The 25,152-nt window shown below is 47.3% G+C and carries 17 protein-coding genes; 14 read left to right on the top strand and 3 right to left on the bottom strand.

Going from position 1 to position 25,152, the window contains the following annotated elements; translation table 11 throughout:
- Window positions 1-223 precede the first annotated feature (223 nt).
- Window positions 224-1,216 carry a D-2-hydroxyacid dehydrogenase family protein gene (locus L4174_RS21480; RefSeq protein WP_248141760.1) on the top strand — a complete coding sequence of 331 codons (993 nt, stop codon included), beginning with the start codon at window positions 224-226 and terminating at the stop codon, window positions 1,214-1,216.
- 63 nt (window positions 1,217-1,279) lie between these two features.
- Here L4174_RS21480 and L4174_RS21475 read toward each other — a convergent pair whose 3' ends face one another.
- Window positions 1,280-1,987: a response regulator gene (locus tag L4174_RS21475; protein WP_248141763.1), complete on the bottom strand. Its 708-nt coding sequence runs from the start codon at window positions 1,985-1,987 to the stop codon at window positions 1,280-1,282.
- A complete protein-coding gene (locus L4174_RS21470; RefSeq protein ID WP_248141764.1) occupies window positions 1,984-3,642 on the bottom strand; it encodes a sensor histidine kinase in 1,659 nt (552 codons plus the stop codon). Before L4174_RS21470 ends, L4174_RS21475 begins: the two co-directional genes overlap by 4 nt.
- Window positions 3,643-3,906: 264 nt before the next feature.
- Here L4174_RS21470 and L4174_RS21465 point away from each other — a divergent pair, with 264 nt between their 5' ends.
- The 7 genes from L4174_RS21465 to L4174_RS21435 all read left to right on the top strand — a co-directional run bounded on the left by L4174_RS21465 (window position 3,907) and on the right by L4174_RS21435 (window position 16,051).
- On the top strand, window positions 3,907-4,887 hold the full coding sequence (locus L4174_RS21465; RefSeq protein WP_248141766.1) for a tripartite tricarboxylate transporter substrate binding protein: 981 nt from the start codon (window positions 3,907-3,909) through the stop codon (window positions 4,885-4,887).
- A gap of 105 nt (window positions 4,888-4,992) precedes the next feature.
- Complete coding sequence (locus L4174_RS21460) at window positions 4,993-5,466, top strand: tripartite tricarboxylate transporter TctB family protein (RefSeq protein WP_248141767.1); 474 nt, start codon at window positions 4,993-4,995, stop codon at window positions 5,464-5,466.
- A 4-nt stretch (window positions 5,467-5,470) separates the two neighbouring features.
- Window positions 5,471-7,012 (top strand): tripartite tricarboxylate transporter permease, encoded by a 1,542-nt coding sequence (locus tag L4174_RS21455; RefSeq protein WP_248141768.1) that lies wholly within the window; start codon window positions 5,471-5,473, stop codon window positions 7,010-7,012.
- A 329-nt stretch (window positions 7,013-7,341) separates the two neighbouring features.
- Complete coding sequence (locus tag L4174_RS21450) at window positions 7,342-13,371, top strand: LysM peptidoglycan-binding domain-containing protein (protein ID WP_248141776.1); 6,030 nt, start codon at window positions 7,342-7,344, stop codon at window positions 13,369-13,371.
- A 2-nt stretch (window positions 13,372-13,373) separates the two neighbouring features.
- Entirely contained in the window at window positions 13,374-14,228 is an 855-nt protein-coding gene (locus tag L4174_RS21445) for a small multi-drug export protein (protein ID WP_248141778.1), read from the top strand.
- 110 nt (window positions 14,229-14,338) lie between these two features.
- Window positions 14,339-15,148, top strand: a complete 810-nt coding sequence (locus tag L4174_RS21440) for a hypothetical protein (protein ID WP_248141780.1) — start codon at window positions 14,339-14,341, stop codon at window positions 15,146-15,148.
- A gap of 81 nt (window positions 15,149-15,229) precedes the next feature.
- Window positions 15,230-16,051, top strand: a complete 822-nt coding sequence (locus tag L4174_RS21435; protein ID WP_248141781.1) for a hypothetical protein — start codon at window positions 15,230-15,232, stop codon at window positions 16,049-16,051.
- A gap of 391 nt (window positions 16,052-16,442) precedes the next feature.
- On the opposite strand, the gene L4174_RS21430 is transcribed toward L4174_RS21435, so the two are convergent.
- Entirely contained in the window at window positions 16,443-16,940 is a 498-nt protein-coding gene (locus L4174_RS21430) for a hypothetical protein (protein ID WP_248141783.1), read from the bottom strand.
- Between the two features lie 743 nt (window positions 16,941-17,683).
- Between L4174_RS21430 and L4174_RS21425 the strand changes: the two genes are divergently transcribed.
- The 6 genes from L4174_RS21425 to L4174_RS21400 all read left to right on the top strand — a co-directional run bounded on the left by L4174_RS21425 (window position 17,684) and on the right by L4174_RS21400 (window position 25,005).
- The gene (locus L4174_RS21425) at window positions 17,684-18,481 is read left to right on the top strand and encodes an iron-containing redox enzyme family protein (RefSeq protein WP_248141785.1); all 798 of its coding nucleotides are present in this window, start codon (window positions 17,684-17,686) and stop codon (window positions 18,479-18,481) included.
- Window positions 18,474-19,751 carry a pyridoxal phosphate-dependent aminotransferase gene (locus L4174_RS21420; protein WP_248141787.1) on the top strand — a complete coding sequence of 426 codons (1,278 nt, stop codon included), beginning with the start codon at window positions 18,474-18,476 and terminating at the stop codon, window positions 19,749-19,751. Before L4174_RS21425 ends, L4174_RS21420 begins: the two co-directional genes overlap by 8 nt.
- Window positions 19,752-19,812: 61 nt before the next feature.
- Window positions 19,813-21,555: an FAD/NAD(P)-binding protein gene (locus tag L4174_RS21415; protein WP_248141790.1), complete on the top strand. Its 1,743-nt coding sequence runs from the start codon at window positions 19,813-19,815 to the stop codon at window positions 21,553-21,555.
- Window positions 21,556-21,572: 17 nt separating this feature from the next.
- Window positions 21,573-22,103 carry a cupin domain-containing protein gene (locus L4174_RS21410; RefSeq protein ID WP_248141791.1) on the top strand — a complete coding sequence of 177 codons (531 nt, stop codon included), beginning with the start codon at window positions 21,573-21,575 and terminating at the stop codon, window positions 22,101-22,103.
- A complete protein-coding gene (locus L4174_RS21405) occupies window positions 22,103-22,846 on the top strand; it encodes a sulfite exporter TauE/SafE family protein (RefSeq protein WP_248141792.1) in 744 nt (247 codons plus the stop codon). Before L4174_RS21410 ends, L4174_RS21405 begins: the two co-directional genes overlap by 1 nt.
- 143 nt (window positions 22,847-22,989) lie before the next feature.
- Window positions 22,990-25,005, top strand: coding sequence for an alkaline phosphatase D family protein (locus L4174_RS21400; RefSeq protein WP_248141794.1), 2,016 nt, complete (start codon window positions 22,990-22,992; stop codon window positions 25,003-25,005).
- Window positions 25,006-25,152 lie beyond the last annotated feature (147 nt).

Here is a 25,152-nt window from a genome sequence, read left to right as displayed (position 1 = left end):
AAAGAAGTCTGAAATAGTAGCAGATGCCCGGCATTTTCCGTAGCAACTTCATGCTAAGTCTCTGAAAAAGAGGACGTCATTTTGCATGTGTTTTGTTTGTGCGTTGTTTGAACGATGTTGTCCGTCACGCTTTCATTGAAGTTTGTGGTCATAAGCAACAGATTGAGCTTTCTGTCCGTGCATGGTTGAATAGCGCCTCTGGTCAACGGAGGACAAGGAAAGCATGAAAGTTGCGATTTTGGATGATTATCAGGATGTTGTCCGGACTTTACCCGGTTATGCTCTGCTGCGTGAACATGAAGTGACGGTATACACCACGCCAGCCTCAGATTTGGATGCGCTCGTCGAACGTCTGAAAGACAAAGAGGCGCTTGTGCTGATTCGTGAACGAACCGTGATTGACGATGCACTGCTCAGGCACTTACCTCAGCTGAAACTGATCAGCCAGACCGGAAAAATCAGCCAGCATCTGGATTTAGCCGCGTGTACCCGGCATCAGGTCGCGGTGGCGGAAGGAACAGGTTCTCCCATTGCACCGACGGAACTGTGCTGGGCGCTGATCATGGCCGCCAGCCGCCATCTGTTGGCTTACTGTGAGAAACTGCAACAGGGGAAATGGCAGCAGTCGGGCAGTTTGGGGCTGGGCCGGGTACTCAGCGGCCGGACGATGGGGATCTGGGGATATGGCAAAATCGGCCAGCGGATTGCCCGCATTGCAGAAGCATTCGGGATGACAGTGCTGGTTTGGGGAAGTGAAACCTCGCGGGAACTTGCAGCCGGACAGGGCTACCGTGCGGCAGCCAGTAAAGCTGAATTTTTTGCCCAGTCCGATGTGTTGTCGCTGCATTTACGGCTGAATGCGCAGACCCGTGATAGTGTAACCGCCGCTGATCTGGCGCTGATGAAACCTGATGCCTTGTTCGTAAATACCAGCCGTGCTGAGCTGGTGGAAAGTGGTGCCTTAATTCAGGCCTTACGCGAAGGGCGCCCCGGGTTTGCTGCCCTGGATGTGTATGAAACGGAGCCAGTCAACCCGGATGAAGAGCCGTTGCTTGCCATGCCGAATGTGCTGTGTACGCCGCATCTGGGTTTTGTCGAGCAAGAGAGTTATACGCTGTACTTTGAGAAAGCTTTTGTGAATCTGGTGAACTACAACAACGGCCAGCCGACTGAAATTGCGAACCCTGAAGTGCTGATAACTGCGCGGCAACTTTAAAAAACCGGAAACGGGCTCTGAGGTCTCAGAAGGCCCGTTTTGATTTCATCGCTTTACCGCCCTTCATTGCGGGTTTCGGTATTTTCGTTCGGGTCGTCCGACGCTGCCGTAGGACACTTCGGCGCAGAGTTCATCTGTGCTGACCAGATATTCAAGGTAACGCCTGGCTGTGGTGCGGCTGGCGCCAATCTCCTGACCCACCTGTTCCGCGTTCAGATGGATACCGGGTCCGGTAAAAACATTGCGGATTTTATCCAGCGTCAGACCGTCGATGCCTTTCGGCAGCCGGGGAGCATTCGCATTGCCAGTGTTCAGAGGGCTCGCCTCCGCATTGGCGGGCTGGAGCAGACCGTCGACATCACTCTGAACCAGTGATTCCATATCCGATAATTTATTCAGATGGGCACTGTAGTGAAACAGAGCTGACTGCAGACGTTCAAACACCACGGGCTTGAGAATGTAGTCAAAAATGCCGCTTCGCATCGCGGTGCGCAAGGTGTCGACTTCCTTCGCCGCGGTAATCAGGATCACATCGGTGTGATAATTTTTGGCTCGGATCTCGCGCAGCAATTCCAGACCGGTGCCGGTCGGAAACTGGTTATCCAGCAACAGCAGCTGTGGCCGGAAGACATCAATTAAGTCCCGGGCTTCGTCTAAGCCGTGGGCGATCCCCACGACCTGATAGCCCGATGTCTTTTCAACGAATCTGCGTTGTATTTCCGCGATTTGCGGATCATCTTCAGCAATGACGACAGAAATGGGTGCTGTCACTGGTGTTCCTCGCTTCCATGTTCTGCACCGTCGGACCGGCGCAGCGATTTCGGGATATAAACGGTAAAACGACTGCCTGAAGGCTCGGCCGGTTCAACGGTAATCAGGCCGCCCAGATGCTCGGTCAGTTGTTTGACTAAATGCAGGCCGATGCCATGTCCTTCCTGATTCTTCGTGGTATAGCCGCGGGTAAAAATTTTATCTTCATCGCCGGCCGGAACCCCAGGTCCCTGATCATCGACTTCAAAAATTAACTCTTTGCCTAAATCACTCATACTCAGGATGACAATACCACCGGCCCCCTGATGATGCAGGGTGGCCTCCAGCGCATTGTCGATCAGATTACCAAGAATACTGACCAGCTGCTCCCGGGGCAAAGCCGGGGGGATGTCTGACATCTGGCTGTTCTCATCGATTTGCAGTTCCAGATTCAGTTCCCGGGCTCGATTATATTTCCCCAGCAGACATCCTGCGAGAATACTGTCTGATGTTGCTCGCATAATGGTCTGAATAAAACTCTGATGACTGGATGTTTCCTGCCCGATAAGCGTCAGTGCCTGCCCGACGGCCCCGATCTGAATCAGGCCGGCGATTGTGTGGAGTTTATTATTGTATTCATGGGACTGGCTGCGAAGACTTTCCGCATACTGCTGGATTCGGGTCAGCTTACGGCTGACCAGATCGACTTCATTCTTCAGCCGGAAACTGGAAACAACGCCCGTGACTTCACCGTTCTGGATCAGCGGAAAACGGTTGGCAATCAGGTTGTGATCATGCAGCCAGATTTCTTTATCGAAATGGTGCTCACCGCTTTTCAGCACATCCAGCATGCCGTTGTCGGGCAGCACGTCGGTAATGTGGCGACCGATATAAACTTCGTCTTCCGGCAGCTGGAGAGTTTTGATGGCAGCATGGTTAAACGTTGTGATGATACCGTGCTGGTTGATCGCAACAATCCCTTCCCGCACGGTTTCCAGGGTGGCATTTCGTTCCTGAAACATCCGGCCGATCTGTTCCGGTTCCAGATTGAAGATGGCTTTCCTGAAATGATTGGCAAACCACAGGGCCATCAGCACGCTGAACAGAAAAGCCAGCGTAATCGCGACAATCATCGACAACTGGTGGCGGCTGACAATCCGGTCGACTTCAGTCAGCAGATAGCCGACAGAAACGATGCCGATAATCTGTGAACCATCAGCACTGAATATGGGAGCTTTGCCGCGAATCGACCAGCCAATACTGCCCTGATCCAACGCGATATAAGACTTACCGTGAATCAGTGCCTGGCTGTTATCGTCGGTGTCATCGTCCGACATGGATTTTCCGAGTCGCTGTGGATTCAGGTGTGCAAGCCGTATTCCTTTTTCATCACCAATGACTACAAATCGTGCCTGCGCGGCCTGCGCCATACGGATGCTCAGCGGCTGGAGGAAGACGGTATTTTTTTCAGAGACGGCACGGATGACATCCGGCGAAGCAGCGATTGTCTGGGCGACCCGCATGGCCTGCTGGCCAATCTGTTCATGTAACACACTGTCTAGATAGCGAATGGTGAACTGGCCGAGGGCACCGGTTTGCAGGATCGCGATAAAACCCAGAATCAGCACCATTCTGGTTTTGAGTCGAAAATGACGCAGAGACAACAGCTTAGTCATGACAAGGTGAGTTCCATCCACCGGATAATACAAGCGAAACAGTGTAACGTCAGCGGGGTGAAATTGCTGTGAACAATATGAACTTAATACACTTTAAGCCCGATATTCACATTATTTTTACAATCTTTTCATATTTCCGGTGCTGGCATACTTTCAATCTGTATCAAAGCAATATCAGAGCCTGAGCCGGTAAACCGGAGTGACAGATCGGTGTGGTCAATCAGGCCAGGGCAATGGAACCCAGTCTAATAACGAGGAAAAGGTATGTTTACTCAGTTTATATCCCGCAAACGTGTGTCTGTACTCGCTGCCATTATGGCTTCTGCACTGAGTATGAGTGCTCAGGCGAAAGTCGATACGATTCATTTCCTGGTCCCGGGCGGTGCCGGTGGCGGCTGGGACAGCACGGCTCGTGGTACGGGTGAAGTTCTGTCTCATGCCAATCTGGTCGACACCATTTCATACGAAAATATGTCCGGTGGCGGCGGCGGTAAAGCAATTGCTTACCTGATCAAAACAGCGGAACAATCCACCGACACTCTGATGGTTAATTCCACACCTATTGTGATTCGTTCGCTGTCTAAAGTGTTCCCTCAGTCATTCCGTGACCTGACCCCGGTTGCTGCGACCGTCGGTGATTATGCTGCCTTTATTGTGCCGGCAAACTCCAAATACAAAAGCTTCACTGAAATCGTGAACGATTATAAAAAAGACCCGAGCAGCATCACGGTGGCTGGCGGTTCTGCCCGCGGCAGCATGGACCATCTGGTTGCTGCAATGGCCTTTAAAGCCGGTGGTGGTGAGCCGCGCCGTCTGAAATATCTGGCCTATGATGCGGGTGGTAAAGCCATGGCTGGCCTGCTGTCTGGTGAAACCACACTGCTGTCGACCGGTTTGAGTGAAGCGCTGAGCCTGGCAGATGCCGGTGAGATCCGTATTCTTGCAATGACGGGCGACAAGCGTTCTCCATCAGCACCGGATGTTCCGACACTGCAGGAACTGGGATATGACGCGACTTTCGTAAACTGGCGCGGCTTCTTCGCAGCTCCTGGCATCAGCGAGCAGAAAGCGGATGAGTTTGCCGAAGTCCTGGGCAAAATGTACAACACGAAAGAGTGGCAAACCGTACGTGATCGCTACGGCTGGACTGAAATCTACAAGCCGCGGAAAGAATTCGTTGCCTTCCTGGCTCAGCAGGAAACAGAAATTGGCAACCTGATGCGTGAGCTGGGCTTCCTGAAATAATCCCTGTCTGAATGACGTTGTTGCGCACCGCCTGCCCGGGTGGTGCGCGTGGTAACAAAGCGGCCTTAGCAATGAAGGCCGGGTCTGATAGTGGTGAGGATGACCATGACGATAACAAAAGATCATATCGGTGGGCTGGTGTTTCTGTGCCTGTCCATCGCCTACGGATACTACGGCAGTGAAATTGTTTTGTTCCCCGGAGATGAATTTCAGCCGTTTCACGCGAAATCTCTGCCGTTGGCACTGGCCGGAATGGGCATTTTCTTTTCATTGTGTCAGTTGCTGACAGCCAGCCGCAGCGAAACAGACAAACTGGATCTGACCGGACTGGATTTTGTGCTGATGGCGAAATTGCTGGTGCTGATGCTGATTTTTGCTGCGGCACTGGAATGGATTGGTTTCCTGCTGTCGACGGTTGTTTTTCTGGTGGGGGGCTTCTGGCTGCTGGGTGAGCGTCGCCCGAAGATTTTGTTGCTGGCATCTGTCCCATTTGCTGCCGGTTTCTGGTTCCTGCTGACTCAGATCCTCGACATTTATCTGGCGCCTGGTCGTCTCATTACTGGCCTGCTTGGAGGATAACCTGATGTTTGATGGAATCTTGACAGGATTGAGCACGGCGGTGATGCCGTTCAATCTGATGATGGTTGTGGTCGGTTGTTTCGCGGGTACATTTATCGGCATGCTGCCGGGCCTGGGGCCGATTTCTGCGATTGCCCTGATGATCCCGATTACCTACGGTCTGGATCCGGCTTCCGGAATTATTCTGATGGCAGGCGTCTACTATGGTGCCGTGTTTGGTGGTTCGACGTCTTCCATTCTGATTAACGCACCGGGCTGTTCCAGTACAGTGGTGACGGCATTTGACGGCTTCCCGCTGGCACAGAAAAATCAGGCCGGTAAAGCGCTGGCTCTGGCCGCATATTCTTCCTTCACCGGTGGTACCGTCGGGGCCATCATCCTGCTGTTTGCGGCACCGGCACTGGCAAAAGTGTCGCTGAGCTTTCAGTCCAGTGACTACTTTGCCCTGATGATCCTGGGTCTGACGGCGGTTGCCGCTTTCTCTGGCAAGGGACAGGTGCTGAAAGCCCTGATGATGACGGTGTTCGGTCTGATGATCTCAACGGTCGGGAACGACGTGATGACCGGTGTTCCGCGGTTTACTTTTGATAATGTGGATCTGATCGACGGCATCAGCTTCCTGCTGCTGGCGATGGCAACCTTCGCACTGACGGAAGTGGTGATGACGGTGCTGCGCGGTGAGCACAAGCAAGAAGATGCCCAGATGGACATGAACAATCTGGGTAGCATGAAGCTGAGCAAAGAAGAAGTGAAGCATGTGGCCCCGACCATCGCCCGTTCATCGGTGTTTGGTTTTCTGGTTGGCGTTTTGCCGGGTGCAGGTGCGACAATCGCGTCTTTCCTGAGCTACGGCATGGAGCGGAATCTGGCACCGAAAGCGGAAAAAGAGAAGTTCGGGAAAGGTGCATTGCGTGGTCTGGCAGCACCGGAATCTGCGAATAACGCGGCTTCAACCGGTTCGTTTGTCCCGCTGCTGACTTTGGGGATTCCGGGGTCAGGCACCACGGCCATTATGCTGGGTGCACTGATTGCTTATGGTATTCAACCGGGACCACGTCTGTTCGTCGACAATCCGGATGTTTTCTGGTCGGTGATCATTTCCATGTACTTCGGTAACCTGGTGCTGCTGATTCTGAACCTGCCGCTGATTCCGTACATCTCACGACTGCTGGTCATTCCGCGCCCGATTCTGATCCCGCTGATTCTGTTCTTCTCGATCACCGGTGTGTATCTGGTCAGCTTTAATGCCTTCGATATTCAGCTGATGGTGTTAATCACCGTTGTGGCAACTTTCCTGAAGCTGCTGAATTTCCCGATGGCTCCCATGTTACTGGGCTTTATTCTGGGCGATATTCTCGAGAAAAATCTCAGTCGCTCGCTGACACTTTCTGATGGTTCTTTTGCCTTCCTCTGGGAGCGTCCATTGACATTAACCATCATGATTCTGGCGGTCCTTGCTTTACTGATGCCTTTATTCAGTAACTGGCGTGACAAGCGCAAGCTTGCTGCTGAAGTTGCTGCCAAAGAAGGGGCACCACAGGTGTAAAAAACCAGCCAAATAAGTGTACTTTGCAAATACCGATCAAAAGCAGTCCCTACAGGGGCTGCTTTTTTCTTTATGCAGATAAATTAAATGTATCTGACAAATAATTTTATATTTTTGATCTTTGTTCCTATCGCCCGCGTTGACTTGTTATCAACATTGTTGCGCAAGATATTGTTTTGATATTCTGGGAACCTGTTCTTTTTAAAAGAATCATGCTGCTTTCCTGGCAATCAGGCAGGCATATGTAAGGCTGTCTCTTTTTTCCTCTCTCAAGAACAGTCAAAAAAATAATAACAATCTCCCCCAAATAACAAAGTAGTAGATTTCACATGTCGTCAGATAAAAAAGATCCGAATCAAGGGAATGAGAATCAACCACCAGTCCGTTATGTGAAGGCGCACTATACGCCGCTGACCGATCTGGAAAGCTATGTGTCGCCTAGCAAGTCGCCTGCAGAGACGAAGTCGGAACCGATACCGGAACATAAAATTGTGATTGAACTTGCGGGGCAATGGGCACCCAACAGTTCGACCCTGTCTTTATCCAAAACGGATGAACAATCAGAAAAGATTGCCAAACCACAAAAAGATAACCAGACCAAGCATCGTAGTCTGGCTGTGTTTGAGGGTTTGAATACAGAACCTAGAAATCTGTATATATCCTTGCCGATGCAGGATGTTCCGGCATCGATACGATTATTGCTGGCAGAAAATCTCCAGCCTGTGGAAAAAGCCGTATCAATGGCTGAATGGGATAATGTTCTGGTCCCGGTTCGGGCGCTGGTCTATCTCAGTGAGAAACAAGATAAAGCGAATGCGGCGGATCTGAAAAGCGGCTATCTGTATATTTTCTGGAAAGGAAAAGTATGGCGAGAGCTGGAAATCACACCAGACGGGCAATATCGCGACATCGACATTGTTTACTACCGGAATCGAGCCAAATATAGCACTGAACATGAGCATCGTGAGGCGGATGGCTATCCGTTGCCTCAGTTCTGGGTCCCTTACAAAATTCAGGGGGAACACCAGAAAGATACCTCTGGCGTGAAAGTGCTTTTTTCACCCCGTCAGATGACAGTTCAGCAACTTGATGAGCTGGAAGAAAGATCTGATAGTCTTGCCCAAATCTCGACCACGCTGGACGAATTGTCGGTGTACTCGGAAACGAAGGCATTTGAAATGCAGGCGCATACAGCACCGATCCACAGCGTGCAATTACCTACAGGTGAATCGTCAGACGAGAAGCCATGGCTGGATTTAGGGATGTGCCTTCTGGAGGACCTGAAAGCGACCCAAACAGCCGTGGTGTATCTGAAAGAGCCCTTGAATGATTCACCGAAATTTGAGTACGCAGTGGAACTGACCTGTTCTGAAGATACATTCAAAGCACTGAAGTTAGATGAGGTCATCACCGTCGCGCCCACTGCAGCGGAAACAGAAACGGAAGCTTTGAAGCGTGTTGAAAATAAAGATTCAGTCGTTTATGTGTCAAAGCTGCGGGTGAATGAAGCGAAGTCGCTGCAAGTGAAAAGCGGTGCGGGTGTTCTGAAAACATCCATTAATTCGGTGATGCCAGACCCGGTTAACACGCATCAGGCGCATGATGCGTTTATACCGGTACAGCTGGCCGTTGAAATTGGACACCGGTTAGCCCTGCCGACCTCTGGTTACTATTACCATTTCATGGCCGATGCACTGCTCCATGAATATAAAATCACCCCAGATGATGACAACTGGCAGTATCAGGCGACGAAGTCAGTTGCGGGTCAGTTATCTGATGAATTACTGGATGACCATGAACTCAGTACGCTGATCCTGCCTTGGCGGGTTCAGGATCAGCCTGCGAAACGGCAGCATCTTTTGTATTCCCCGCACAAACTGACCCAGCAGGAATTTGACCAGATGGATGGGACGTGGCTGGATAAACATGCCACGCTGCTCGATCTGGAAGCGATGCGCAAAGCCGCGGAGCAAAATCTGGTGGATGTGGTTCAGCATCAGGGACAGGGGCAACTGTATACCATCCGGAAAGGAGATACCCTGACTGCGATTGCCAAAGCCCATGAAATCAAACTCAGTGAGCTGCTTGAACTGAATCCGGATTATCAGGTCGGTGATCGCAAAGACCATATTTTCCCCGGTGAAACCTTGATTCTGCCGTTAGAAGCACCGGACGCAGCAGAAGAAAGCGCGGTGATGAAAATTGATTATTTTCCGGTGAAAAAAGACGCCACGTTGGATGAAGTGGCGGCGAGCGCCGGTATCTCGCAAGCCATGTTGCTGGAATACAACCCTTATCTTCAGAAGGTGAGCGAAACTGATCACGTCATGGCCGGGGATGTCGTGATCGTAAATAAAACGCAAGAACAAAACCCCGAACCGAGAATTCACGAGGTGAAAGCGATCAATGATGCGCTGGGCCATGAGAGCCTGAGCAGTATCGCTGCGCTTTATAACTTGTCGCCGAAACAACTGGCTGAAATCAACGGACTGGATATCTCCGACCCGCTGTTCAGTCTGCGTACCGGTCAAACGCTGAAAATCGATCCGCCTCAGAATCGGGCAGAAGGCGTGCAGCGGAATACCTTCCCGGCCGTTCTGGTAGAAGATTACAACCTTGCCGAGAATATGCTGTACCACTATGCGCAACCGAAGCTCGGTGGTAATTTCGCCCCGATGACTCAGGACAACCTGCTGGCACCTCAGGCAACCGTGGTGCGCGTGGCATCGTTAACGACCGCAGCAGATATTCAGACCATCAAGCTCTGTCTGGGCCGCTACGCTCTGGATGAGGTTGAAGCGCCTTATAACCAAAGTCTGGTTCTGGCGCAGAAGCAGGGCAAACACCCGATTCAGGCAGCCTTAAGTGAAAAGTACAAGGTTCATGCCCATCCGCTTGCAAGTGAAACCGCTCATTCGCTGACCATTCGTCAACTGCGCGAAGGCTATGTGTATGTTTACTATGTTGCTGCGAATACCAATCTCGCGGCACGATACCCGCATGCCGATGAATTGCATGAATTTCGTTATGCTGAGGGCTTGTTTGAACGCAACGACGAGAAAACGCCTTACCTGCCGTGCCACAGCCTGAATGGCTGGGCGTACATTGTCTTTTCTGAACGGGAATGGACAGAAAAACAGCGCAGCCAGTTTACGGGCGATCCGGAATTCCGTCAGGCACTGACGAAAAATGCCGGTGCCGTTTACGATTTCAACCAAAGGCTGGTCAGCACAAAAGGTGAAGAAGAAGTCTTCAATGACTTGCCTCAACTGGTTGCCGACATTGATGCCGGCCCTGCCATTCAGGATCACCGCTTTGCTGATACCACGACGCCGACGAATCAAGCGGACACCGATGTTAAACCCGGCAGTAACGATAAGGATGCTAAGGCAGAAAAAGAGCATTTCACGCCGGTTCAGTCGAACCAACCCTATCTGGATACAATTGACCCGGAAAAACCCCTGCATGCCGATATCCTGATCATCGAAGATGGCATTGCACTGGCAGAAGACAGCCTGAAACTCACTATTCTGGCTAATGATCTTCGGTCGCAGTGGCAGGAAAAAAACCTACAAGAGCTGAATCTGGCAAAAGCAGTCGGGGATTTTTGTAACCCTAAAATTTTGCCAGATAATCCACTGGTGAAAGAGCTAGAAGGCAAGGAGTTACTTCATGCGAAAATAACGAAGGCCATGATAGATAAGTTAGACTTCTTGCGTGAATCGAGAGGACCTAACGCTATTCTTGATGAAAGAGAAATTGACCTTAAAAAAATGGGGTACAAGCCAAATCTTAGCTATTTCACACAACTAAATAATTATGCTAATGAGTTGGGTTTAGAAACAAAAGAACCATTTAATATTCGGAAAAATAAATTTATTGAACAAATTGATCAAACAAGAAAATGGCGATCACGGATTCGACTCAAAGAAGTCAATGAAGTAATTGTGAGACTTACGGAATCGAAAGTCGCCTATGATAACTGGGTTCAGTATGTTGCTAAATGTTCTTTTGTGATGCTCAATACATTGGGAATATCGCCTGAACTATTATCTTTTGATTTGGAGAGCGAAGAACATTCCGATGAGTTTGTCTCTTTTGTCACAAATTTTCAATATGGGTTTGAGCATACACTTCAAGGTAATGAGTTAATTAGGCACAAAAATCAGTTCAACCCAGACCAACCTTTGATAAACTTGGTTGGGAGCATATTTTATCAAGGAAGTCAGGAGTTAAAAAATAAACTTGAAAAGTACATTCGATTATATATTGAACATGGGCCAAATGATGCGTTTAATCATCTTGCCGAAATGGGTTTTAATTCTGACCAGTTAAGTCAGCTTATTGAGGAGTCTCATCAGTGGCATCTTCAAGGTTCGCGTGCGGATCAGTCGGCTTTGACTGTTGGTGTATTAAGTTTCTGGGGGGCTTTTAAAGAAGAGTCTTTCATGAAATGGGAGTGGTATAAAAATAACATTCTTAGTCGATATAAAAATATTAAGAATTCATTTGCTAAGGGTGCAGTGAATTTACTTTCCCACCAACGTTTGCATTCTGTTAATCGATTAATTAGTCATTCACTTAATGAACAACTTAGACTTTCACTAGATGTGGTACAAAAATCCCCTGAAATGAAATGGGGAACAAGGTGGATCTCAAATATAATATCAAACCAAATAGCAAATGGTGAGATTTATCTTACAAAAGGTATGCAAAGTAAATTTGATGCATTTCGAAAGGAGGAATTAAATTCAACCCTGTGGTTGATGTGGATGGAAGATGGGAGAGTCAGAGCAACGGCAGAAGAAATTGAAGCGCAAAGAAATAAGATATTGAAGATCAGGTTGAATATATTTTATCTATTTGATATCAATGATAAGAAATTCAAAAAAATATTTAAGGCATTGATTGTAAATCAAGCGAATAAATATTATGACGCTGTAGAAAGCTCAGGTTCAAGAGGGCTGAATTTACTAATTACTGGACTAAACTTTTTAGCCTTGATAGAAGACGTCGTAAATATATCCCAAAAACATAAGAAGGATGAAAAGGACTATCTTACGATTCAATATCGCGTAGCTTATTTCGCAGACTCAGTTCTGAGTATGAATAAATCGACTTATTTATCAGAAGCTAGAGGAGTATTAGATGCAATCAATGGTAGTCATCTTGAAGAAGATGCCCTAGATAACCTTCGATCAAGAAATTTGTTTAAGGCAAGTAAAGAAATACATTTGTTAGATAAAGAAACTCGATATATTCTAAGACGAGCAATTGTCGTTGGTTTAGCTGCCAACCTTGCATTATCGATTGCTGGGATATTAGAGACATGGCAGATTGTCTTTTACGACATGCCGAAAGCAAAAGGAGCCATAAAATATGTTCATGGTTTGAAAGCCGCATCGACAGCTGCCCAAGCTTTTACAGGTGCTCTCCAATTAGCAAGTATGTTCGGGGCGACTATTCCAGCCTGGATTATAGCTGGTCCCGCAATAGTTGCTGGTATAGTCTATGCAGTGTGCACAGCTTATTTGAACTTCACTCGTGAAGATGATGTTACTGATTGGCTAATTAAAACACCTTGGGTAAATACGAAATTTGTCGGTGATGATTCAGTTATATGGGATTATTCAAAAGATGGATATCAAAAAGCTTTAGATGCACTGACGCGGCTAAAAAATAAACCTATTATTTATATTCAGCCAACGGCTGGCGAGGATTACTCGCAACAAGTAAAACCTTATAATATGAAGGTTCCTGATGGGTTGTATAGTGCCAGTGGTTACTGGATAATGATTGACTTTCCCATAGAATTACGGAATAAATGTGTTAAGGTTGATGCATTGTGGTATGGAAAAAATAACTCAGCAGTAGAATTTATTCAGGTTGATAATAAAGAAAAATATATCCCGGATTGGGTTGTAAATAAAAGACCATTTAAAATATTGAATACTGGTGTTTCGCCACGCATCCCTGCTAGGCCTTATGATGAGATTGATTATATCAGCACTTGGCAAGAGACAGGTATGATGAACCAACTCTACCGTTTTTGGCTCCCTCGTCCAAAAAATAGTCAGTTAAACTCTTTGTTGTTAATGGTTTGGTATCCTGATGATTTAGAAGGCCAAAAGAAAAACGGCTCTCATATTGGCCCGCATTGTTTTGATAAGCAAATTATGCCAACATCAGTTAATACGACATCTGACTTTCATCTATATGGATTAAAAACAGCAGTGGAAAAATTGGAAAGTGCATTTGGTGAAACATTAACCGATTTAAAAGAATCTCAACCTTATTCTGCAGCGGTTAAACTTGGGGAAAAACAAAAAAACTCACTAATATTAGTTGGTAAAAAGTAAAAATGATGAATGAATTAGAGAAGGCGAAACAAAAATATCAGCGTGTTCAGTTTCGATTGAATAATGACCCTAGCCTTGATAATTGGGAAGACAGATATAAAAGTTGTCGGGATATTTATATCAAGCAAGTGAAAAATGAGCCCGCGATCATGGAGTGGGAGGTTGATTATTGGGGCCGATTTGGTCAATGGGGGCTACCCTTCCTTATTTTATTTGGATATGTGTTTTTGCCATTGTTTCCAATGTATTGGTTTGCAAAAGATGTAGAAGATATAATTAATGTCATACTAGTCTGCTTTTTGGTTGTCTCGTTACCAATTTTAATTATTGTACTCGGTGCTGAATGGTTCCCAACCCGCTACTATCAGAAAATAACGGCATCTGGATTTTATTCCTATGGCGTCAAAGTAGGTAGTGAAAAGCGTCAAAAGATGGCGAAGTATTGCATGATGGGTGGTTTTGTAATCGCAGTCATTCTGCTCTTTGTCGCGGGACCAATGGTTTTTGCGGGTGCCGGTGCTGCTTCACTCTCTTTCTTGAAATTAGGCTCGATTCCAGAGCCTGAACCAGAAGAGAGTGCTTGGCCTTGGTTGGGGATTTATAGTCTAGTGATGTTGAAGAAGCCATTTTTGTATCACCTATATAAGGTGAGTACGCATGGTGAAAACTATCTGATACTGACAAAAGACCAATTAGTACAGATACAAAATATTTTGGAGAAATATGGTCAGCATGAAGTCGATATTTTAGATAAAAAAGAAGGGATATATTATAGTCGATGGTGGGAGCATCAAGAGACGATGCCATTTCGACGAGTAAAGATTCCTAGCCATCAATTGCCAACAACAAAAAAATAAATTATTACAAGGTGAGTTAAACTCACCTTATAATTTGATTCGTTGGCTTAATCAGATCACGTCAATGTCCGCCATAAAGAGTATAGGTTGGAAAGCTATTAAGTCGTTTCATGGAACACATTAAAAAAAGATACCAACAGGTTCAGCGACAACTCAACACTGACACAGAGCTAGAACACTGGGGACACCGGCAAGATAAGTGTAGAGAAATATATGCAAAGATTGTAAAGAGTGAACCTGCAATTTTAGAGTGGGAAGTCGACTATTGGGGCCGATTTGGTAAATGGGGTTTACCAGTATTTGTTTTTTTTGCTTTTACCTTTGTTCCATTCTTTCCACTATATTGGTTGGCTGGAGATCAAGATGATATATATGAAATTATGTTTATGGGATTTTTTGTTGTGCCATTACCAATCTTGATCATGGTGCTCGGTGCTGAATGGTTCCCAGTACGATACTATCAAAAAATAACACCATCAGGATTTTATTCATATGGCGTTAAGATGGGAAGTGAACGACGTCAAAAGATGGCGAAGTACTGCGTAATCGGTGGGCTTTCAATAGCTGTCATCCTTTTATTTGTTGCCGGACCAATGGTATTTGTTGGCGCTGGTGCTGCTTCACTTTCATTTTTTAAGTTGGGTTCTATTCCTGAGCAAAAGCCTGAAGAAAGTGCCTGGCCATGGTTAGGTGTGTATAGTGTCATTAAGGAGCGCAAACCTTTTTTATACGATAAATATAAAGTTCGAACACATGGAAAGAATTACCTCATTTTAACTAAAGAGCAAATTGAAGAAGTGAAAAATATCGTTGATTATTACGGTCAACATAAACTCGATATCATTGATAAAATGGATGATAGTTTTTTTGATCGATGGAATGATCACCAAAACACAATGCCATTTAGAGACGACTTTTAATTTATTGAAAAGATGAGTTAGTTCTCATCTTTCCTTTTTAATTGGGGGAGGACTGATTGGGTGATTTTGAAACTTTAGACAATGAAATATTTTAAAGACGTTTTACAAATATACCAGGTTGTTCAATGCAGGATAAATTCAAATGTTGATCTCGAAGATTATCTGGATAAAGAAAAAGAGTGTGCAAAAATTTATGCTGAAATTGTAAAGAGTGAGCCTGCCATCATGGAATGGGAGGTTGATTATTGGGGGAGATATGGTAAATGGGGAATGCCACTATTTACATTTTTCACATTGTTGTTTTGTCCATTGTTTATATTTCACCTAATCACAGGTGCTTTTTTTGAAAGATATGACGCATTTTTAGCTGCAGCGTTGTTAGTTTTTTTTCCTGTCGTCATGTTGATCTTAGGTGCTGAGTGGTTTCCTGTCAGATACTATCAGAAAATCACTGCGTCCGGCTTTTACTCATATGGCGTTAAAGTTGGTAGTGAGAGACGAAAAAAAATGGCAAAATATTGCATGATTGGGGGACTCTCCATTGCAGTGATTTTGTTATTCGTTGCTGGACCGATGGTTTTTGCTGGTGCTGGTGCGGCATCGCTTTCATTTTTGAAGTTAGGTTCTATTCCTGAACCCGAGCCTAAAGAAAGTGCATGGCCGTGGTTAGGGATTTATAGTCTTATCGTCACAAAGCCGTTTTTATATAATAAGTATAAAGTTCAAACGCATGGATATAATGATTTAATTTTAACTGCAGAACAACTGAAAAAAGTGATTGGTATCATCAATGATTATGGTCATCATGATTTAGATGTTTTATATAAAAAAGAGGATAGTTTTTTTGACCGTTGGTGGCATGTTCAGGATAGAATGCCATTTGATGACATCAATCCTAGATAGTTTTAAATGAAGTTAAACTATTATAATAAGGTGAGCGGTTGCTTACCTTATTAATTTCAATGATTTGAATTAATGGTAATTATTTGTGATATCAAGTCTATTTGATATTTTGTTGTAAAAATAAAAATAAAAATAAAAATAAAAATAAAAATAAAAATAAAAATAAAAATAAAAATGGCATAACTAGTGAGGTATTCAGGGTTTATATATTGGAATGCAGGAAGCACAAAATCTTATATACTGAAAAAGCACGTAAATATTGTAAGTTATGGGGCTGGTAATTGTTCTTAAGAGCTTTGTTTCTTGGTGGGGTAAATATGATTTATAGGAAGGGGGCTGAATTTTAAATATAAAACTGCGCCCTAGAAAAAGACGCAGTTTATCTTGGTTTTTACTTTTTGTCGGTTGATTCCAGAGCTGCTGACTCAGTACTCTCGTCTGATTTCGGCTCATCAGTTGCTTCAATTAAGCTGACATAGTAAACATCTTTGTCGTCTTCTTCTTTTTGTTCAATGCTTAACTTGAATCCTTCAGGAATATCTTCGTCGGTAATTTGAATCGCACTTTCGAGTGATGCAACGACACCGGTCTGATATTCTTGTAAAGCAGAATTGGAGACATAGTTTGCAATACCACAAATCAAAAATCCGACACTGGCAATTGGACCAGGGTAGGCTTGCAGTATCTGGATAAATGTCATTCCCTTATAGGCGTTGTAATATATCTCTCTTGGGCCAAAGAGAATGAATAGCACACCAACGATAGATATTCCCATACCAAGATACATGAGAAGTGAAGCGCCGCCCGAATCCGGCTCTTCCGGTAATGTAATTTTTACTTTAGAAGGCAAGTCATTGATCGTGACCTGATTGGGTGTTGTTATACTCATCGATATTAACCTTTGACGGATATTGTTTTTGTTCTAGCCAATGGAGGTTTTTTCCTCCATGCGCGTTGTTTCAGAGAAACACTTTAAAATAGGATGGTTATTATCACAATATGAGTTCATATCCGTTTTTTTATTAAATAAATTGTTTGAAGCAAGACCAAAAAAATGAAAGTCTTAATTCCCTAAAGTGGTAAGATAAATAATTGACCACTCATCGTGAACGTGTTTTTCATTATCTTTTCTTTCAGATCATTGGCTGCATCTCGTGCAGTATTTGAATGTCTCTGTTCTGAAATTTCCGTAAGCACAGCCTATTTGATTTATTGTCACATTGTTTCGCATGCCCCTGCATACCTGCATACCTGCATACCTGCAATATCCGCATTTCTGAGGTTCGTTCAGCAAGAACGTTAGATGACATGATATTAATTTCTTTAATTTCAATGGCTTGTTTGTTATTTCCTTCTCGTTTACTGCTGATGTTCGGTGAAGATTTTAACGGATAGTGATTGAACTCGGGGGGATTTGCAGTGTGTGTGAATTTTGAGCAGCCGCACAATTTCGCTGAGTTTGGGTTTGCCATTTCCATGGGATTATAAGAATTGTGATGCATATTAAACTAACTGCTCTTTGGTTGTGGTTAGTATCGTGTTGTTAGCATCTGATTATCAATTTGTTAACAAAAAGAAATAAGAGGTTTATAGATAACAAGCCCGACTACTTGTGAAATCAAGGAGCAAACAATGTCAAGCGGAAGTCATCAACTGAGCGGGAAGCTGGATAGCTTTCTGACGGAGCTGGAAAATCATCCGATATTCGAAAATACCTATTTTAAGCATTTGGCAACGTATCCATGGACGCCTGCCACTTATGAATTATTCCGGGCCAATTTTTTTTACCGGACTGAACTGACTGTGAAAGGAATCGCCCATGTTTGTGCCCGCTCTGCGGCGGTGAACGATATGGATACGCTGATTTTGTTTTCGTACATTCTGGGTGAAGAGACCGGGATGGGGAATAAAGCCCACTGCCATGAAATATTTATGGAAAATGCCCTGAACCTGTTTGGCGCCCGGGAGTATAACCTGGAGCCCCTGAAAGTTCAGGATGCGAAAAACAGTCCCGATATTATTCCCGAAACGCTGGCCTATCGTGAACGGATTCAGGCACTGATTTCAGACAGCTATCCGCGCATGCTGGGCGTTGTTATGGCTCTGGAAACACACGCTGACCGGATGCTGACGGCATTCAGGGAAGCTTTCCGTCTGAGCCGGACTCATCTTGATGAGGCGCAATATAAAAAAGAAGTTGAGGTGTATTTCAACGCTCATGTCGACAACGGCGTCGAAGAAAGACATGCCGCTGATGCGCGAAATTGTGTGCTGAATAACTGCCTGACGCAGAGCGATCTGAATGAAATCATTTACGGTGCAACAGAGATGTTTAAAGCACAGCAGGCGATGTGGCTGGCCATGTACCGGAAATCTGCAGAACTTGATGCGTTGCCTGTTTCAGTTCAAGAGGAAAGTAGTTATGCCTGAGACCATTTTTTCAGACTCTGCAATGAAGTTACGTGAATCGGTGACACACGGAACCAAGGCAAAAATTGCAGCATTAAATGCCAATGCCCGTCCGGGTGAAGAAGTTATCGACCTCAGTATCGGGACGCTGGATGATCTGGCCGATGACCGTATCAATGAGGCAGTCATTCATTTTATTCAGAAACAGCCGCGGGCGATTCATGAATTTGCCCCTGTGACCGGGTTTGAGTTTCTGAGGAAATCGATCAGCGACCGTGTTTTCCGGCTCAGAGGGGTACGCTACTCCCCGGACAATGAAATTATGGTCACGCCGGGCGGCATTAAGGGTGCAATCACCGTGGTTTTTCACACGCTGCTGAACCCGGGAGATGAAGTGATTGTCCCGTTACCGAACTGGCCGCACTACGCCGATATGATTGATTTACACGGCGGCGTCTTGAAAGGTGTGCTGGTCCGCGATTTTTATCACAAAGCGCTAAGTCCTGAAGTGCTTGATCAGGCCATCACGGAACGCACGAAAATGATCATTCTCGGGGATTGTCTGAACCCTTCCGGCAAAATATACAGCCGCGAGGATTTGAGCCATCTGTCTGCAGTGATTGCCCGGCACAATCTGCGTCGCGCAGAGCTGGGGCAGCCCCCGGTTCAGGTGTTGTTCGACTGTCCGTACGAATCCCATATTCTCGATGGCCCGGCCACAATTTCCGATATTACCGTGACGCTGGAAAACGGCGTGTCGTATGCAATGCGGGAGTGCACAACGCTGGTCACCGGACCTGGGAAGACGTATGGCATGCATGGTGATCGTGTCGGTTATATCTGCAGCACGGCGGATAAGCTGGCCATGATGGCGAAAGTGCAGGTCAATCTGAACTCTTTTGCTGCGACCTATGCTCAGGTCGCCACACATGAGGCGATGCAGGAATATATGGATGAGGTTGCCATGGCCAGGGCGGTGAATTCCCGGATGAATCTTCAGGGATTTGTCGAAGCGCTGAATGCAATTCCCCATGTTCACGTTCCTGTGCCGGAAGGCGGATTTTTCATCTTTGCTGATTTTTCCGGTTACGGTGAAAAGATAGAAAAACTGGGTTATGACAGCGCTGAACAATTCCTTCTTGAGCGCGCCCGTGTGGCTTCGATCGGGGGACTTCACTTTGCTGAAAATGTACCTCAGTTGAAGCATTTCATTCGGTTGAATACGGGGCGATCTGAGTCGACGCTGCATTTAGCAGCAGAGCGGATCAGGGATGCACTACTGAGCCTGTAGATTCCGGCAGTTTCTCCCGGATGTATTGTTGCATCCGGGAGATGATTCAAAGAGGGAGATTATGTCTGAAGTCAATCCAACAAGGCTGTGTATTGTGGGGACCGGGTTTTCCGGTACGGCTGCTTTGTTTCATCTCGTGAATGCCCTGACCGCAGATCGGCGCCCTGTGTCATCCGTGGAAATTCTGACTATTGAGTCGCGTCAGGTGAATGGTCCCGGCTATCCATACGCACCGTACGAATTGTTACCCGGCCATCTCTGTAATAATCAGGCCCGGCAAATGTCGCTTGCCGGAGATGATTTTTATGACTGGCTGGGTGAGCATCGCCAGCGTCTGGCCGCAGAGTTTCCGGCTTTGATCCGGGAGACACATCCGGGTGTCCCGCTGGATACATGGGAACCGGATCCGGAAGGATTTTATCCCCGGGCGTTATTTGGGGTCTATCTGGAAGAGCGGTTCAGGGAAACAGTTTCGAAGGCCCGTCGTCATGGGATCCGGATTCAATCCTATAACGGCTATTGTGCAATCGATGGATACAGACAGTCAGAGCGGTTCAGTCTCGTGATTGAACGTGTGGATGATGGCAGCAGAGAAGTCATCACCGGGATCGACAAGCTGCTTCTTTCGACCGGTCACTGGGTGCCGCTGGATACTGAATCTGAAATGACTGCCGGGAACTTTCTTGACAGTCCTTATCCCGATTCAAAACTCCGGGCCAGCGTGGCGGCGTGGTCTGAAGCCGTCCGGGACAAAACCCTGACGTGTTTTGTCAAAGGGATGGGACCGAGCGGAATCGATGCCATTATGTCGCTGGCCGAATCCGGGACATTCCATTTTTCAGACAGCGGGCATATCACAGGCTATAGCCCGTCGCAAGCAGAGGCTCAGATTCAGATTGTTGCGGGCAGCCGGTGCGGTTTTTTCCCTGCGGTTCGGGGCGCGTCGGTCGAGTATCAGTTTCAGTATCTGACGGAAGAGACCTTCGGCGAGCTTGAACGGGTACTCGGTCAAAAATTAGGCCTGAATGATATTTTGTCGATGATTGATCAGGAACTGAGGGCGGCGACATCAGGTCAGATCGGCTGGCAGGATATTGTCGAACCGAAGTTTGAAAATGCCTTTGAAAAGCTCCGGTATGATGTGACCTGTCCGCATGAGAATAATCTGGTTCATACAATTCTTCTCAAAGCCCGCCGGATGAAATTCTATCGTCATCTGAATGCGTTTGAGAAAGAAATCTATGACCGGGAGCTGGACACGCACTTTATCCGGATTGCCGTACCGATTCCTTTACTGAACGCTGAAAAGTTGCTGGCTTTGTTTGAATCCGGAAAGCTGGAATCCGTAAAAATGGGCTACCAGATATCGGGTAATCCTGTGGCTCATGGTGGCCAGTATCAAGTCACCTTCACAGACGGAGACGCGGAGAGCACAAGGCTGGTTGATGCCGTAATTCGTGCATCCGGACAGGATTTCCGGTTGTCCCTGCATCCGTCCAGACTGGTGTCGGCGCTGGCTGAACGTGAAGAGCTGCTGGCAAACCGGGAAGGTCATTATTCGACCGGGGGGATTATGCTCGACAGCGATGAATCTTATGGCGTGATGTGCCGGGATCCGGAAACCGGCAGGGTGGTCCCGTCACCATGGATTGCTTCGTATGGCGTATTGACCCGTTACTGGCAGAATGAGCGGAATTTTTCAGCCGCGTTTGTTGAAGCGGCAATGTGGTTGTCAGAAGAATGGGCTGCCTATTGTGCCCGTCAATCGTCACCATTGGTCGCTGAGTCTGCCTGGCAGAACTAATTTAAGGAAATGCAGTCATGGAAATGAAAGAGTTTTATTATCAGGACGGTATTCGCGTCAGTCTGTTTAATCTGGATCATGAGGCGGTGCCGTATCATTTTCACCAGTCGGTCTCTGACATGATCTATTGCTCGAAAGGTACCATTCGTATTGAACTGCCTGAGCTCGAAAAGCTGTTTATTGTGCCTCAGGGAAAAGTGTTTCAGATCCCGGCTCAGGTAAAACACCGATTTGCCAATGGTGCCCCGGAGGGAGTGGCTAGCCGGTATGTACTGATGCAGCTCGGTCATTTTGATATCGAGTTCGTGAAAGACACCCGCGCCATGCAGGCGCTGCTGTCGGAAACGGGACCGCAAAACGGGGATGAAAAGCCGGTATACATTGAGGACCGTAAAGCAGACATCCTGGCGCTGGCCGATCACTTTACACAGCACAAACCTGAGGTACTCACCGATGAGGAGAACCGGGATGTGGTGACGGCACTGAGATACTTTGCAGAGCAGGGCATTGCTGCGATTTACCCTCTGATGCCGGAAGAAATTGTTTGATGGAATATGATGTTACAACCATCGTAATCATCATGCTGGTCTTTGCGTTTGCCGGCATGATCAAAGGTGTGGTGGGCCTCGGCCTGCCACCCGTTGTTCTGGGGTTACTGACGACGGTGATCGGGATTCATTCCGCAATGTCAATGGTGGCTTTACCCGCATTTCTGACCAACATCTATCAGGCTGTTACCGGACCACATGCCCGGTCGCTCAGCCGTGAGTACTGGTTGTTTTTCCTGTCGGCTACGGTTTCAGTCGGAGCCGGGTGCTGGCTGGCGCTGATGATCGACACGGGCTACATGTCCCTTTGTTTAGGCATTTTGCTGAGCCTGTATGCTGTGACCGGGCTGCTGAATTTTCGCTTGTCTGTCCGGCCTCAGTGGCAGACGGCGTTTGGTGTGGCAATGGGCACCTGTAATGGCATCTTTACCGGCCTGACGGGATCTTCTGCCGTGCCCGGGGTGTTTTATCTGCAATCAGCTGGGCTGCCCAAAGAAAAACTGGTGCAGGCCATGGGGATTTTGTTCACCTTCTCTTCTGCAGGGCTGATGCTCGGACTATGGGTGCAAAATATACTGACACTCTCAGCCAGCGGTCTTTCTCTCGTCGCTTTACTGCCGGCGTTCGCGGGTATGGCTATTGGTGCAAAGGTCCGTCAGCGCTTATCTGTCCCTGTTTTTCAGCGGCTGTTTTTTATGTCCCTCTTTGTTCTGGGTGGATACATTATCCTCAACCACCTGTGACGTCTGGCGGTGTGTCGCCGGGAATCACCCGCTGCGTACCGCTTCACATGACCTGTCCCCGGCTTTGACAATCAATTTGCATCAGACGAAAGTGTATCGGTTACAATGCCTTCTGTTGTCCAGAGACAGATATTCGGGGATAGATGACAGTCAGTAATCAACATCAGAAAAAGACACAGCATTCGTCAAGCCTACCTGCTCAGGATGAGACTGAGTTGCCGCTGGTGCTCGCCGGTCCGGTATTGCGGCGATGTGATGCCCAGTCGGTCACGGTGTGGATGGTGACGACCTCAAGACTGGAAGGGCAGTTTGAGCTCTTTCATGCCAAGGAGGAAAACGCTTTTTTCCAGGCAGAGCTGACAGCTGAACAACAGATTCAGGTCGGCCGTTCTGCCTGGATTGTGATGGCGCAATTTCAAGGTGAGTTCCCTGTCGATTGTGAACTGGCCTATGAAATCCAGACTCAGCAGGGGCCGGTAAGCACCCTGATCCCCGAACTACTTTATCCCGGCGAGAAACGATTGTCGCTGATGATCAAATCCCGTGCGGATTATATCCAGCATGGTTCCTGCAGAAATCCGCATTTCCCCGGAAAAGACAGTCTGGTAGCAGCAGACAGTAAGGTGGCTGCGCTGGCTGTTTCGGAACGTCCGGCTTTGCTGATGATGAGCGGCGATCAAATCTATGCCGATCATGTTGCCGGGCCAACCCTGGATGCGATCAGTCAGGTGATTGATCTGCTGGGTTTGCCCGACGAGCACTTTTCCGATGCGCCTTATGCATCCTTGTCTGAGCTGCGACACAGTGATTATCAGTTATACGGCCGTGATCAGGTTTTGCCTGTTCACGAAGAAACCGGACACTGGTTGTCAGATAGCCGTGGATTCAGCTGGCTGCCGAAACGCTGTCGTCCTGTTTTCAGTTCAACTGACTGTGAAAACCACCTGATTGGTCTGAGCGAATTTCTGGCGATGTATCTGCTGGTGTGGTCGCCGCAGGTCTGGCGGCTGGTGGATCACGGCAGGCTGGCACAAGAGGGTTTTCAGTGTGGCACGCAGGTGCTGGCTGAGAAATGGCAACAGCTGTGGCATCGGGAAATGACGGAAATTGACGGATTTATTTCAGGTCTGAATCAGGTCCAGCGTCTGATGGCGCATATTCCCACTTACATGATTTTTGATGATCATGATGTCACGGATGACTGGAACCTGACGGTAGGCTGGGAGCAGGCTGTCTATCAGAATGCTTTTTCACGACGAATCATCGGCAACAGTCTGTTCGGGTACTGGTTGTGTCAGGGATGGGGGAATGACCCGTCCCGGTTTGACGAACGCTTTGCTGCCAAGGCCCGGGCATTTTTCTCGCAGCCCAGTGATGAGAACCATGAGGCGATGATCAGCCTCTTGTACGAGTTTGAGCACTGGCATTACGAGATTGCGACGCAGCCTAAGATTCTGGTGCTGGATACACGCACCCGGCGCTGGCGGTCGGAGTCGAAAATGAATAAACCTTCGGGTCTGATGGACTGGGAAGCCCTGACAGAAATGCAACAGGCCCTGATGCACGAATCTGCGGTCATTATTGTTTCACCAGCCCCGATTTTTGGTGTGAAATTCATTGAAGCCCTGCAACGGATCATGACCTGGCTTGGCAAGCCGCTGATGGTGGATGCGGAAAACTGGATGGCTCATCCGGGCGCGGCCAATACGCTGCTGAGTATTTTCACTCACACCAAAACACCGACCAATTTTGTGATCCTGTCGGGTGATGTTCACTATTCTTTTGCCTATGACATCAAATTGCGTTTTCGACGCAACAGCCCGCATATTTATCAGGTGACTGCCAGCGGTATCAAAAACACCTTTCCTGAACGATTGCTCCGATTTTGCGAGCGGATGGACCGGTTGCTATATACGCCCTCTTCACCGCTGAACTGGCTGACGAAGCGGAAGAGAATGAAGATCGAGAAGCGGGATCCGGATACGCCGGGACACGGACGTCTGGTGAACACCAGCTGTATTGGTGAGCTTTGGATTCACGAATCGGGACGACCGGAGCGGATCGCGATCCTGACAGCTGAAGGAGAGACGATCGGCTTTCCGCCGACCCGACAGGAGTCGAAGCGGCTCGCGAAAACGGAGAAGAAACTGAATTCCTGATCCTGACGATCAGGCGTAAAGTTGCGTTGGCTTCACAAGTTGTTAACAAAATCAAATCGCCTCGTTGACTTTGGTCGAACGTCCGATTAAATCTTTTGTATCAATTCCGGGTTGTGTCAACTGACCCGACAATAAGATGGTTGTGTA

Source organism: Photobacterium sp. CCB-ST2H9, from assembly GCF_023151555.2.
Classification (GTDB): Bacteria; Pseudomonadota; Gammaproteobacteria; order Enterobacterales; family Vibrionaceae; genus Photobacterium.
Note: the sequence above shows the minus strand (reverse complement) of the source record. Positions and strands in the feature narration are given on the sequence as shown.